Source organism: Arthrobacter caoxuetaonis (genome assembly GCF_023921125.1).
Classification (GTDB): Bacteria; Actinomycetota; Actinomycetes; order Actinomycetales; family Micrococcaceae; genus Arthrobacter_B; species Arthrobacter_B caoxuetaonis.
Genome location: NZ_CP099466.1, coordinates 1,043,765 through 1,056,626 on the forward strand (window position 1 = coordinate 1,043,765; position 12,862 = coordinate 1,056,626).

At 66.5% G+C, this 12,862-nt stretch carries 11 protein-coding genes; 7 read left to right on the top strand and 4 right to left on the bottom strand.

Features of this window, described 5'->3' with window-relative positions; translation table 11 throughout:
- Positions 1 to 14: 14 nt before the first annotated feature.
- Entirely contained in the window at positions 15 to 521 is a 507-nt protein-coding gene (locus NF551_RS04775; RefSeq protein ID WP_227895126.1) for a metallopeptidase family protein, read from the bottom strand.
- Positions 522 to 642: 121 nt separating this feature from the next.
- Between NF551_RS04775 and NF551_RS04780 the strand changes: the two genes are divergently transcribed.
- The 3 genes from NF551_RS04780 to ahcY all read left to right on the top strand — a co-directional run bounded on the left by NF551_RS04780 (position 643) and on the right by ahcY (position 2,838).
- Entirely contained in the window at positions 643 to 1,041 is a 399-nt protein-coding gene (locus NF551_RS04780) for a DUF3499 domain-containing protein (RefSeq protein ID WP_227895124.1), read from the top strand.
- 100 nt (positions 1,042 to 1,141) lie between these two features.
- The gene (locus tag NF551_RS04785) at positions 1,142 to 1,357 is read left to right on the top strand and encodes a Trm112 family protein (RefSeq protein WP_227895123.1); all 216 of its coding nucleotides are present in this window, start codon (positions 1,142 to 1,144) and stop codon (positions 1,355 to 1,357) included.
- On the top strand, positions 1,354 to 2,838 hold the full coding sequence (ahcY, locus tag NF551_RS04790) for an adenosylhomocysteinase (RefSeq protein WP_227895121.1): 1,485 nt from the start codon (positions 1,354 to 1,356) through the stop codon (positions 2,836 to 2,838). Before NF551_RS04785 ends, ahcY begins: the two co-directional genes overlap by 4 nt.
- Before the next feature lie 89 nt (positions 2,839 to 2,927).
- On the opposite strand, the gene NF551_RS04795 is transcribed toward ahcY, so the two are convergent.
- Positions 2,928 to 3,734, bottom strand: coding sequence for an RDD family protein (locus tag NF551_RS04795; RefSeq protein ID WP_227895120.1), 807 nt, complete (start codon positions 3,732 to 3,734; stop codon positions 2,928 to 2,930).
- Between the two features lie 206 nt (positions 3,735 to 3,940).
- Here NF551_RS04795 and NF551_RS04800 point away from each other — a divergent pair, with 206 nt between their 5' ends.
- A complete protein-coding gene (locus NF551_RS04800) occupies positions 3,941 to 4,936 on the top strand; it encodes a stage II sporulation protein M (protein WP_227895119.1) in 996 nt (331 codons plus the stop codon).
- A gap of 128 nt (positions 4,937 to 5,064) precedes the next feature.
- Positions 5,065 to 6,627: a DUF1461 domain-containing protein gene (locus NF551_RS04805; RefSeq protein WP_227895117.1), complete on the top strand. Its 1,563-nt coding sequence runs from the start codon at positions 5,065 to 5,067 to the stop codon at positions 6,625 to 6,627.
- 88 nt (positions 6,628 to 6,715) lie between these two features.
- Here the strand turns inward: NF551_RS04805 and NF551_RS04810 are convergent, their stop codons facing one another.
- Entirely contained in the window at positions 6,716 to 8,536 is a 1,821-nt protein-coding gene (locus tag NF551_RS04810; protein ID WP_227895115.1) for an AMP-dependent synthetase/ligase, read from the bottom strand.
- 40 nt (positions 8,537 to 8,576) lie between these two features.
- Positions 8,577 to 10,247, bottom strand: a complete 1,671-nt coding sequence (locus NF551_RS04815) for a dolichyl-phosphate-mannose--protein mannosyltransferase (RefSeq protein ID WP_423721438.1) — start codon at positions 10,245 to 10,247, stop codon at positions 8,577 to 8,579.
- 106 nt (positions 10,248 to 10,353) lie between these two features.
- On the opposite strand from NF551_RS04815, the gene rsmI reads away from it, so the two are divergent.
- Positions 10,354 to 11,157: a 16S rRNA (cytidine(1402)-2'-O)-methyltransferase gene (gene rsmI, locus NF551_RS04820; RefSeq protein WP_229972164.1), complete on the top strand. Its 804-nt coding sequence runs from the start codon at positions 10,354 to 10,356 to the stop codon at positions 11,155 to 11,157.
- A 156-nt stretch (positions 11,158 to 11,313) separates the two neighbouring features.
- The gene (locus NF551_RS04825) at positions 11,314 to 12,792 is read left to right on the top strand and encodes an NAD-dependent succinate-semialdehyde dehydrogenase (protein WP_227895113.1); all 1,479 of its coding nucleotides are present in this window, start codon (positions 11,314 to 11,316) and stop codon (positions 12,790 to 12,792) included.
- Positions 12,793 to 12,862 lie beyond the last annotated feature (70 nt).

The following is a 12,862-nucleotide window of genomic DNA, read 5'->3' on the forward strand; positions in this document are numbered from 1 at the left end:
CCTGTTCGGGCCGCCTAGAGCGGCCGGAAACGGCCGTAGGTCGGATCGATGGTTTCCGGGTCCATGTTCATCAGCGACGCGAGCTGTTCCACCACGACGTCGTGGATCAGTTCGCTGACCGGTACCAGCCCGCGCGCAGTCGACTCGACCGGCCGGCGGTAGATGGTGATCACGGGCGGCTTGGGACCGTTTCCGGGGGCAGCTGCCGCCAGCGGAATGGAGCCGCCCCGGCGGAGCAGTTCTTCAAGCCCCTCCGGTATTTCCTGGACCACGAACTGGTAGGACTGGATGTCCTCGCCCCACAGCCGCTCAAGGCGCTGTGCAGATTCCATCACCCACTCGTCAAAGCGTTCCGCGCGGGTGCGCGAACCCGCCAGGTGGGCGGGCAGGAGCTCGCCGCGCAGGCCGCGTCCATGGCGGTTGCGGCGGCGGCTGCGGAACGGGCGCGGATAAACCGGATCCGGAGACCCAGCACCGGATCCGCTCTCCAGCCGTATCCGGCAGGACGATCCTTCAGGCATGGAACCACTCTAGCCCGGCGCACCGCGCCGGGGGAGAGACTGTCGGGCGGGGAGGGAAAGTGCCTGCCCGCCGCGGCGTGGCTGCGCCCGCGCAGGTCCTGCCGGGGTAGAGTATTCCTCCGTGGGATCCTTACGTCTTTGTTCACGATCAGCGTGCCGGCGGGCCGCCGTCGCAACATTGACGTACGTGTACGCCGATTCGACGGCCGTACTGGGTCCGTTGGCAACGTATGCCGAACCCCACTGCTATGACCTGTGCGAGCTGCATGCACAGCGGCTTACCGCGCCCCGGGGATGGGAAGTACTCCGGCTGGAATACGGCAGCCAGCCCCGCACCCCCGGCCCGGATGAGCTTTCCGCGCTGGTGGATGCCGTGCGCGAGGCGGAAGCCGAAGAACCGGCTCCTGAGCCCGAACAGACCAGGCGCAGTGGAAAACACGCGCTTGAACCCCCGGCAGAGCTGGGAACACGCCGTTCCCACCTGCGTGTGCTGCGCGAACAAGTCACCGAACAGAGCTGACTTCGGTTTCGGGAACCTTCACGCGATAGGCTGGGACCCATCTGCCGGTGACGTTACGCGGCCGGTGCAACCAACCGTTTCGCAAGGAAGTGCTGTATTCATGGCTAACCTGACCGCCGACCTCCTGAATGTCCTGCGGTGCCCGCAGACCCATTCCCCCCTGCAGCGCTCCGGTGACGAGCTGGTGTCCACCGCTCCCGGACCCGACGGCAAACCCGTGCGCTACGGCATCGAGGAGGGCATTCCCGTCCTGCTGCCCCACGCTGCGAAAGCCTCCGCTGACAACACCACCGGAACTGAGGAGCTGCACCCGTGAGCATCGATTACAAGGTCGCCGACCTGTCCCTCGCTGAAGCGGGCCGCCACCAGATCCGCCTGGCCGAGCACGAGATGCCCGGCCTGATGGCGCTGCGGCGCGAGTTCGGACCCAGCCAGCCGCTCGCCGGGGCCCGCATTGCCGGTTCCCTGCACATGACCGTTCAGACGGCTGTCCTGATCGAGACCCTGACGGCGCTCGGCGCCGAGGTCCGCTGGGCCTCCTGCAACATCTTTTCCACCCAGGACGAAGCAGCCGCAGCCGTCGTCGTTGGCAACGGCACGCCCGAGGACCCGCAGGGCGTGCCCGTCTTCGCCTGGAAGAACGAAACCCTCGAGGACTATTGGTGGACGGCCGAGCAGATCCTCACCTGGCCGGAAGGTTCCGGCGGCCCGAACATGATCCTGGACGACGGCGGCGACGCCACCCTCCTGCTCCACAAAGGCGTCGAGTTCGAAGCTGCGGGTGTTGTGCCTGCCAACCCGGCCGAAGACGACCCTGACTACTCCTACGAGTACACCGTCATCCTGGACACCCTCCGCCGGTCCCTGGCCGAGGCTCCCGGAAAGTGGACGGAAATCGCCAAGGGCATCCGCGGCGTCACCGAAGAAACCACGACCGGCGTGCTGCGGCTCTACCAGCTGGCCGCTGACGGCCAGCTTCTTTTCCCGGCCATCAACGTCAATGACTCGGTCACCAAGTCCAAGTTCGACAACAAGTACGGCATCCGCCACTCACTCCCGGACGGCCTGAACCGTGCCACCGACACACTGATCGGCGGCAAGGTCGCCGTCGTCTGCGGCTACGGCGACGTCGGCAAGGGTGCCGCAGAAGCGCTGCGCGGCCAGGGTGCCCGCGTGATTGTTACGGAAATCGACCCGATCTGCGCGCTCCAGGCAGCCATGGACGGGTACCAGGTGGCACGCCTGGAGTCAGTGGTGGGCCAGGGGGACATTTTCATCACCACCACGGGCAACAAGGACATCATCATGGCCTCCCACATGGCGCAGATGAAGCACCAGGCGATCGTGGGCAACGTTGGCCACTTCGACAACGAAATCGACATGGCCGGCCTGGCCCGGGTCCCCGGGATCCGCAAGGTCGAAATCAAGCCGCAGGTCCACGAATGGATCTTCGACGAGGGCACTGAAACCCAGCGGAGCATCATTGTGCTCTCCGAGGGACGCCTGCTGAACCTGGGCAACGCCACCGGGCACCCGTCCTTCGTGATGTCCAACTCCTTCGCGAACCAGACCATCGCGCAGGTCGAACTGTTCACCAAGTTCGGCCAAGAAAAGGAAGACGGATCCCCGGAGTACGCCAACCAGGTGTACGTGCTGCCCAAGATCCTGGACGAGAAGGTCGCCCGCCTGCACCTTGATGCCCTGGGCGTGGAACTGAGTGAGCTTTCCAAGAGCCAGGCAGAGTACCTTGGCGTGGACGTAGCCGGACCCTACAAGCCGGATCACTACCGCTACTAACTAACGGACCGCTCCGGTCCGGAGGCAAACACATTATTGGAGGCGCTGCGGTTTTCCGCGGCGCCTCCGGTGTTTTGTCTGCCCAGGTACTACCGGTCTTCGAACGGCAGCCGGTGCAGCCGGGAGCCCAGCGTGCCGGTCCGTTCGCGCTGCGCGCTTAGCCGTGCGAAGTCACGTTCGCGGCGCTGCACCATCACAGCGCGCAGATAGTTTTCCGGCAGCGTGCCCGCCGGGGGCGGGGGAGAGACGTAGGCAGATACCTCGGTTGCCAGTGATTCACCGAGGGAAGCGCGGGCATGGGGAGTCATCCGCAGCGACTGTGCGAGGAAGCGGGACACCCTGCGGGAGAGGGGATCCGGCAGCCGGCCAATGTCCGCCAGCTGTGCCCACGGCGCCAGTTCCGGGGGCATCACCACGACGGGCGGGATTTCTGCCTTGACCCTCTCGCGCAACGCGTAAGTTCCGGCAAGCATGTCGCCGAGCCGCTTGGACTTTTCGTTGAAAACGGCTGTCACGAAGGCCAGGGATCCCGCAAGCATGTAGATTTCCAGCACCGCGAGGATGCCGCGGGTAAAGGCCTGGCGGAACCGCACCGCGCCGCCGTCATCACGCACGATCCGCAGGCCCATGATCAGCTTTCCCAGGGACTTGCCACGCGATAGCGTCTCAACGGTGACGGGCAGGATCAGGAAGATGAGCACAACGGAGACCAGTAGGAGGGTGCGGGTCAGGGCGTCATCCAGTGTTCCGTCCAGCGCGTTTCCGACCAGGAAAAACAGAAGCACCAGCAGCAGCAGCTGCGCGGTGACGTCGATGATGGTGCCCAGCGCCCGGGCTGCGAACGAGGCGGGGCGGAGCTCAAGGACTACGGCCTCACCGGTCACTACCGTGCTCATGCCTGCCTCACGTTCGGTTCGCTCCATCCGGGACTGCGCCCGGCGCTGCCGGCTGCTTGGTCCGGACCTACTTTACCGACTCTCCCGGGCATTCTGCGGAAGGTCCCGGTGCCCGGTCCTGCCGCGTCCCTCCGCCCGGTCCTGCCGCGGCGGGTCCTGCCGCGGCGCGGAGGCCGGGCGGCCGGGCGTAGCGCTAGGGTGAAGAGGTGGATATGGATGCCTTCGCCGCAGTGCACCGGGATGACTGGGAGCGGCTTGACGAACTGACCTCCCGCCGCCGGTTGACCGGAGCCGAAGCGGATGAACTGCTGCAGCTCTACCAGCGCGCGTCGACGCATCTGTCCGTCATCCGTTCCGTCGCCCCCGAAGGCGCACTTTCTGCCTCCCTGTCCATGCGGCTCTCACGGGCCCGGACACGGTTTACCGGTGCCCGTTCCAACTTCTTCGAAGACCTCGCCGGGTTCTTCGTCTACTCCCTGCCCGCCGCGTTCTACCGGGTCCGCTGGCTCACGGTCGCCGTCGGAGTGCTGTTCACGGCAGTGGCGTGGCTGGCGGGAGCCTGGGTAGTGAACACCCCGGGCGTGCTGGCGGCGATGGGCACCGATGCCGAGCTGCTCCGGTACGTGGAGTCGGACTTCGTGAACTATTACTCGGAGAATCCCGCTGCATCCTTCGCCGGCATGGTCTGGACTAACAACGCCTGGATTGCGCTGCAGGCCGTTGCTTTCGGCGTTACCGGAATCTGGGGACCGTACATCCTGTACCAAAACGCCATCGGGGTGGGGACGGCCGGCGGGATGATGGCCTCCTTTGGACAGCTCGACGTGTTCTTTACCTACATCCTTCCCCACGGGTTTATGGAACTGACGGCCATCTTCGTGGCAGCGGCAGCGGGTCTCCAAATCTTCTGGGCGCTGGTCTCGCCGGGACCCAGGACCCGGATGACGGCGCTGGCCCAGGAAGGCCGTTCGCTGATGACCGTGGCGCTGGGCCTGGTAGTGGTCCTGTTCATTTCCGGACTCGTGGAAGGGTTCGTCACGCCCAGCGGCCTGCCCGCCTGGCTGCGGATCGGCATTGGTGCAGCCGTTTTCGCTGCCTACTGGGCCTACACCCTCATCCTGGGCAAACGTGCCTGCCAGGCAGGTTACCGGGGCGACCTGCTGGCACGCGATGCAGGGGAAGCATCGGTCCGGGCCGCCTGAAACCGGCAGCCGGTCCAGTGACCCGGCATGGTTCGGGGTGGCACCCGTAAACCGGGTGCCGTCCCCGGTAGGGTCTAAAGAGGACGAAGCCGGAGCCCCCACCACCGGTGACTTCATACAGGATTGGGATGAGAGACGAAGCAGTGGCAAGCCAGGACCAAGACCCCACGACGGAACGCGCACCTTTAGGTGCGCCCACTAACGGGAACGACGCCGGCCCCAGCGACGCGAGCGAGACGATCGTCAGCGGCAGCCACGCCGAGGGTACCGCTGAGCGCCGGCGTGCAGCGGATTATGTGCCTGCCGAGCACGATGCGTGGGACGCGGAATTTGCCGGGCTGACGGGAGCGGAGAGTTCCAGAGGCAGTCAGGACGCGGACGGCAGGACTCCTGCCGCGGATCCCGCTGAAGCTCCAACCCCGGCTGCAGCTCCAACCCCGGCTGCAGCCCCAACCCCGGCTGAATCCGCAACTCCGCCTGAAGCCGCAGCCCCGGCTGAAGAAGCTGGCCGGGCTCCAACCCCAGCTTCCACCCCGGCGCCAGGCTCGGACGAGTCCGGGCAGCCGGCGTCACCGGCGCCGGCTGAACCCGTCACCGCGGCTGCGCCGGCCGCCCGGGACGAGGTTCCCGGCGGTCATCCTTCGGTGGCCCAGCGCAGCAAGCTGCCCATGCGGGCTGCGAGCACCATGCCCAACCTCAGCCGTTACGAGCAGGCACCCACCGGCGAGGGCACGGCAGACCCGGCGGAACAGGGATCCGGCCTTCCCGATGCGGAGGCTGCCTCCGGCCCGGTCCGGGACCGCCCGAAGGATACCGAAGCAGAGGGCGGCCCCTGGTACGGGCCGGCGGACGGGGAACCGGTTTCCACGGGCCCCGCAGCGCAGGATCAGCCAGCCGATGTGCCGGGCATTTCGGAGGAAGAGGCCCGCCGCCGCCACACCGAGCGTGAGCGTGCTGCTGCCGCGAAGCCTGTGCTGGCGCGCATCATCCAGGTCGCCATCGCGGCTTTCTTCCCGGTGATGCTGCTTGCCGCCGCAATCCGGGCCGTCGCCACGCCCGTTTTTCTCTGGGTCGAGTACCACCGGCCGGGCTTCCCGGCCGACAGCTTCGGGTTTACCACCGAGGACCGGATGACCTACGGCTCCTACGCGGTGGACTACCTGTTGAACTTTTCCTCCCCGCGCTACCTGGGAGAGCTGGTGACGCCTCGGGGAGAACCCCTGTACCTCGCCACGGAAGTGTCCCACATGGCCGACGTCAAGGCGGTCCTGATGGTGGCCTTCCTCACCGCGGCCGGCATGGCGCTCCTGAGCATTGCGGGAGCCGTCTACCTGGCCCGCCGGTGCCCCGGGGGGATCAGGCGCGCACTGTTTGCCGGAGCCGTGGTGACGCTTGCCGTGATTGCAGCGCTGCTGGCAGCCGCCGTGGTGGCCTGGGAAGAGTTCTTCACCTTGGTGCACAACATTTTCTTCTCACAGGGCAACTGGACCTTCCGGATGGACGACACCTTGATCCGGCTCTTCCCCTCGCAGTTCTGGATGGACGCGGGAGGCACCGTTGCCGCAATAGTCCTGCTGGCCTGCATTCTCGTGATGGTCTTTACCTGGCCCACCAAGCGGCGGCGTGAACGTTCACGTGCTGCCCGCGACGAGGCACGGCAGCGCTACCTCGACTCCCTCGAGGCACTCTAGGCGCGCCGGACCGCAACGCAGAAGGCCCGTCCCCGGAACTGAGCAGTTCAGACTCCGGGGGCGGGCCCTTCGCGTTGCGGAACCAGGGCTACGGCTGCTTGGCGTACATCTTCTCCACCTCGGCGGAGAAGTCCTGAATGACAGCCTGGCGCCGCAGTTTCAGCGTGGCGGTGACATGGCCGGTGTCCAGGGAGAAATCCCGGGGCAAAACGGTGAAGCGGCGGATCTGTTCGGCGCGGGAAACGCTGGAGTTCGCGGCGTCCACCGCCAACTGGACCTGTGCCAGGACCTTGGGATGCTCCGCGGCCTGCAGGCTGTTCAGCCCGAGGCCGTTTTCCGCGGCCCACGCGTGGAGCGCTTCGTCGTCGAGGGTAATGAGTGCGCCAACGAACGGCCGGCCTTCCCCGACCACCACGACCTGCGAAACCAGCCGGTGCTCGCGGATCTTTTCCTCCAGCGGCCCCGGGGCAACGTTCTTGCCGCCCGCCGTCACCAGAAGGTCCTTTTTTCGTCCGGTGATGGAGAGGAAACCGTCCTCGTCCAGGGAACCGATGTCGCCGGTATGGAACCAGCCGTCGCTGAATGCCTCGGCCGTGGCCTCAGGATTGCGGTGATAGCCGTTGAAAACGCCCACGCCGCGGACCAGTACCTCACCGTCGCCGGCAATCCGGACCGCGTTCCCCGGCATGGGCAGCCCCACGGAGCCAACCCTGGTCAGCGGAACCGTATTGACCGACGCCGGCGCTGTGGTCTCGGTCAGCCCGTACCCCTCCAGCACCGTGATCCCGGCACCGCGGAAAAAGTGGCACAGCTGGGGGCTCAGCGGGCTGGCGCCGGAAATGGCGATCTTGAGCTGGCCGCCGAAGGCGTTGCGGACCTTCGGATAGAGGAGGCGGTCAAACAGGGCATGCCTGGTCCGCAGTGCCGGGGATGGTCCTTTGCCGCCCCGGGCCGCGCGGTCCGCAGCCTCGGAATAGGCGACGGCAGTGGCCGCCGCAGTTTCGAACAGCCGGCCTTTGCCTGCCGCCTGGGCCTTTGCCTCTGCGCCGGCATAGATCTTTTCGAAGATACGGGGAACTGCAAGCAGGAACGTGGGCTTAAGGGACTGCATATCGTCGACCAGTTCGGCGGCAGTGGCACTGTGGCCCAGCGTCACTCCGGCGGCGAGGCAGCCGACCTGGACGGCACGGGCCAGCACGTGCGCCAGCGGAAGGAACATCAGCGTCCGGGCGCCGGGCTGCTTGAGCATCTCCGGAAGCAGTTCGATGACGTTGACGGCAAACAGGGCGAAATTGCCGTGGGTGATTTCGCAGCCCTTGGGACGCCCGGTGGTGCCCGAGGTGTAGACCAGGGAGGCGGCGTCGGCCAGGCCGCGGGAGGAACGGACAGCTTCCAGTTCGGCATCCTGCACACCCGAGCCCAGGGAAGCGAGCCCGGACAGCGTGTCCGTGCCGTCGTCGTCGGTAAGTTTCCAGACCTGGACGTCCAGTCCGGCCGCCGCCGCACCGGAGGCAATAATGCGTGCTTTGTTTTCATCTCCGGCAAACGCGAGGCGGGCACCGGAGTCCTGCAGGATCCACTGGACCTGGCTGGGGGAGGACGTTTCATAGACGGGGACCGTCACGGCTCCCGCGAACCAGATCGCCAGGTCAGCGACCGTCCATTCGTAGCGGGTTCCGGACATGACCGCTACGGCGTCTCCAGGCTGCACGCCCTGGGACATGAGCCCCTTGGCGACGGCTGTGACCTGGGCGAGGAACGCGGCACCGCTGACGTCCTGCCAGCCGGATTCCTTCTTGCGGGCGTACAGGGGACGTTCGGGAGCCCGGGAGACTGTCGCCAGCAGGAGATCAGTGATGTTGGAGTCGTCCGGGAGCTCGACGAACAAGTCGGTGGAGGATTCGCGCACTGCGACTCCCCTTTCTGTGCAAGCACAATTGCGGTGAGACCTAGATCCAGCTCGGCATCCAGATTCGGAGCCGCCAATCGGAGTAAGGGATGTTCTCGGCCGTCCAGACCGGATAAAAAAACGCAGAGACGAGAATAGCAGCAGCCACGAAACATGCTGCGATGACCGCACCTCGCCGGCGCCGCAGGGCCGTGTCAGCCGGCCGGCCAAGCACCAGCCCAAGCGTGAAAGTCAGGGCAAGAATGAGGAACGGCTCGAAAGCGACGGCGTAGAAGTAAAACATGGTCCGGTCCGGAAAAGCGAACCAGGGCAGGTAGCCGCCGGCAATTCCGGCGAGCATGGCGCCTGCCCTCCAGTCCCGCCTGCCGATCCAGTATGCCAGGGCCACTCCCAGACTGAGCAGGGCGGCCCACCAGATCAGCGGGTTGCCCACTGACGAGATCGCTGAGGCACAGCTTTCGAAGCCGCAGCCGGGGCTCTCGGGTGCAGGTGTCTCGTAGAAGAACGAGGTCGGCCGGCCCAGGAACAGCCAGGACCAGGCACTGGCCTCGTACGGGTGCTCTGAGCTGAGGCCGTTATGGAAGGTGACAGCGCTTCGGTGGTACTCCGCGAGGGAGCGGATGGAGTCGGGAAGCCAGCCGAAGGCCGCCGACGGATTCGTTTCGGCCCACCGCCTGCCGTAGGCATCCGAAGAGAGGAGCCATCCGGTCCAGGTCGCCGTGTAGGTGGCCAGGGCCACGGGAATGACGGTGAAGAAGGCCGGAACACCGTCCTTCGCAAGTCCTGCGGGCCAGTAGCGGATGCCGGCGACGCGCCTGGCAGAGATGTCCCAGAGGACGATCATCACCCCGAAGACGGCGACGAAGCCCAGGGCAGACCATTTGGTGCCCACTGCCAGTCCCAGGCACACTGCTGCTGCGAGCCGCCAGGGACGCCACAGCAGCCACGGACCGGTCCTCAGTGACGCCGTCGAAGGAAAGGCTCCGGGCTGTGCGCCGAGTTTTCGGGCCAGGCGCCTGCGGCCGTCGTCACGGTCCAGGAGCAGCGCCCCGAAGGCGGCCAGGACCCAGAAGGCGAGGAAAACATCCAGCAGGGAGGTCCGCGAATGGACCAAATGGTGGCCGTCCACGGAAAGGAGAACACCCGCTGCCGCGCCCAGCAGCGGGGACTTGAACAGCCTTCCGGCGATCAGGGCGAGCAGCAGCACCGTCAGGGTGCCCGTGAGGGCTGCGGAGAAGCGCCAGCCGAAACTGCTCTCCGCCCCAAAAAGGGCCATGCCGAAGGCGATCATCCACTTGCCCACCGGCGGGTGCACTACATATTCCGGACCCTCAAGCAGGACATCGGGCGTCCCGGAGGTGAAGGAATCGTTGGCGTCCTCAGGCCATGCGCGCTCATAGCCTGAGACCAGATAGGAGTAGGCATCTTTGACGTAGTAGGTTTCGTCGAAGATCAGGGTGTCCACTTCGCCCAGCCTGACAAAGCGGAGCACGCCGGCCAGCAGGGCCGCTCCCAGGGCGGCCGCCCACATCCAGGGCCGGGACGGGAGCGCCGCGCCCAGCAGCCTCTCGCGCAAGGCCTCCGGTGTGAAAGCACTCCCCGGGGGCAGGACCCGGGCTGCCTCAGCCCGTGGCGGGGCGGGGGTCAGGGGCAGGGTCACGCGCTCAACTCTATAGTGTGTCGCGTAGGGTTGGAGGGTGGACTCAAGCATGGACGGACCCCGGCAGCCCGATATTGCCGGCAGCAGTGTTGGCGCCGGCACAGAGAGTGCCGGAGGACCCGGCCAGATCGTGCTGGCAGCTACGCCGATCGGAAACATGGGAGACGCCACTGTCCGGCTGATCGACCTGCTCCAGAGCGCCGACGTGATTGCCGCCGAGGATACCCGGCGGCTGCACCGCCTGGTCAGCGCCCTGAAGATCACCCCGACCGGACGCATCCTGAGCTACCACGAGCACAACGAACAGTCCCGGACTCCCGAACTGCTGGACCTGGTCCGCAGCGGTGCGGTCCTGCTCATGGTCACCGACGCAGGAATGCCCTCCGTGTCGGATCCCGGCTACCGGCTCGTAGAAGCCGCAGCAGCCGAAGGCATTCCGGTAACGGCCGCTCCGGGACCGTCCGCCGTGCTGACGGCGCTGGCGCTCTCCGGCCTGCCGACCGACCGGTTCTGTTTTGAGGGATTCCTGCCGCGGAAGGCAGGGGAGCGGGCGGCACGGCTCGACGAGCTTTCCGCTGAACGCCGGACCATGGTGTTCTTCGAGGCCCCGCACCGCCTTGAAGTGATGCTGAGGGCTCTCGATGCCGCGTTTGGAGGCGACCGCCCGGCAGCGGTGGCACGCGAGCTGACCAAGCTTCACGAACAGGTTCTGCGGGGCCCGCTCCGCGAACTGCTCGAATGGGCCGAAACCAGCGAGATCCGAGGCGAGATCGCCGTCGTCGTGGGCGGGGCAGGCGACGCCGCACCCGAGGCGCCCGAGGACCATGTGGAGGCGGTCAACGCCTTGATCGCCCAGGGCTCGCGGCTGAAGGACGCGGTTGCAACGATCGCTTCCGATGCCAGGATCAGCAAACGCGAACTCTACGAAGCCGTGCTCGCCGCCCGGGGGACTCAGCCCTAGCCACAGCCGCCGGCGCCGCGCCCGGGCCAAGTGCACAGTGATCTGCCCCGAGTGTTGTGCAGGTACGCATTTACACCCGGCAGTCCCCGTTTTACGGTAAAGGCAGCGCCGGACGAATGTGATCCGGAAAACCCACGTACGTATGGAGGCTCACCCATGGCTGTAACCGCTGACCGCGAGGCCCAACTGCTGGCCCAGGTTCCCACCGGCCTGCTGATCAACGGAGAATGGCGCGACGCCGCCGGCGGGAAGACCTTCGACGTCGAGGATCCCGCTACCGGCAAGGTGCTGCTGAGCATCGCTGACGCCAGCACCGAAGACGGCGCAGCGGCCATGGACGCCGCCGCAGACGCGCAGGAGTCCTGGGCAGCCACTCCGCCGCGTGTCCGCGGCGAGATCCTGCGCCGCGCCTTTGAGCTTGTTACGGCCCGGGCAGAGGACTTCGCGCTGCTCATGACCCTGGAAATGGGCAAGCCGCTGGCTGAAGCCCGCGGCGAGGTTGCCTACGGTGCCGAATTCCTACGCTGGTTCTCCGAGGAAGCTGTCCGCGTCACCGGACGCTACGGCACAGCACCGGACGGCAAGTCCCGCATCATGGTCACCAAGAAGCCGGTGGGCCCCTGCCTGCTCATCACCCCGTGGAACTTCCCGCTGGCCATGGCCACCCGCAAGATCGCTCCCGCAGTGGCCGCCGGCTGCACCATGGTGCTCAAGCCCGCGAAGCTCACGCCGCTGACCTCGCAGCTTTTCGCTGCCGTGATGATGGAAGCCGGGCTGCCCGCCGGTGTCCTGAACGTTGTCTCCACGACGAAAGCCGGTGAAGTAACCGGACCGATCATGAAGGATGACCGGCTGCGCAAGGTCTCCTTCACCGGTTCCACACCGGTAGGCCAGGGCCTGATCCGCGACGCCGCTGAGAAGGTACTGCGGACCTCCATGGAACTGGGCGGTAACGCTCCGTTCGTCGTCTTCGAAGATGCCGACATCGACAAGGCAGTGGAGGGTGCCATGGCAGCGAAGCTGCGGAACATGGGCGAAGCCTGCACAGCGGCCAACCGCTTCATCGTCCACGAAGACATCGCTGACGAGTTCAGCGAGAAGTTCGCTGCCAAGGTCGGCGCGCTGACCACCGCACGCGGTACCGAGGACGAGTCCAAGATTGGGCCGCTGATCGATGCCAAGTCGCGTGACAAGGTCCACTCGCTCGTCGAGGACGCCCTGGAGCACGGCGCCACCGCCGTTGTCGGCGGCGCCCCGGTGGACGGCCCCGGCTACTTCTACGCGCCCACCGTGCTCAAGAACGTGCCGGCCGGCGCCCGGATCCTGAAGGAAGAGATCTTCGGCCCGGTGGCTCCGGTCATCACCTTCTCCACCGAAGCGGAAGCCGTGAAGCTGGCCAACGCCTCCGAATACGGCCTCATCGCCTACGTCTTCACCGAGGACCTGAACCGCGGCCTGCGGATCGGCGAAAAGCTGGAGACCGGCATGCTGGGCCTGAACGCGGGCGTTGTCTCGAATGCCGCGGCACCGTTCGGCGGCGTCAAGCAGTCCGGCCTGGGCCGCGAGGGCGGCGACGAGGGCATCGAGGAGTACCTCTACACGCAGTACATCGGCATCGCCGACCCCACGGCCTAGCAGCCCTGGCGTAGCCTGCCGGCGTGTCCCGTCACTGTAAGCAACAGGTGGCGGGACACCGCCTTTTAAG

Excerpts from the sequence above, each read along its gene's own strand:
- NF551_RS04785 (WP_227895123.1), top strand. The coding sequence starts at position 1,142 with ATGGCTAACCTGACCGCCGACCTCCTGAATGTCCTGCGGTGCCCGCAG.
- NF551_RS04805 (WP_227895117.1), top strand. The coding sequence starts at position 5,065 with ATGAGAGACGAAGCAGTGGCAAGCCAGGACCAAGACCCCACGACGGAA.
- rsmI (WP_229972164.1), top strand. The coding sequence starts at position 10,354 with ATGGGAGACGCCACTGTCCGGCTGATCGACCTGCTCCAGAGCGCCGAC.
- NF551_RS04815 (WP_423721438.1), bottom strand. The coding sequence starts at position 10,247 with ATGCTTGAGTCCACCCTCCAACCCTACGCGACACACTATAGAGTTGAG.
- NF551_RS04795 (WP_227895120.1), bottom strand. The coding sequence starts at position 3,734 with ATGAGCACGGTAGTGACCGGTGAGGCCGTAGTCCTTGAGCTCCGCCCC.
- NF551_RS04825 (WP_227895113.1), top strand. The coding sequence starts at position 11,314 with ATGGCTGTAACCGCTGACCGCGAGGCCCAACTGCTGGCCCAGGTTCCC.
- NF551_RS04775 (WP_227895126.1), bottom strand. The coding sequence starts at position 521 with ATGCCTGAAGGATCGTCCTGCCGGATACGGCTGGAGAGCGGATCCGGT.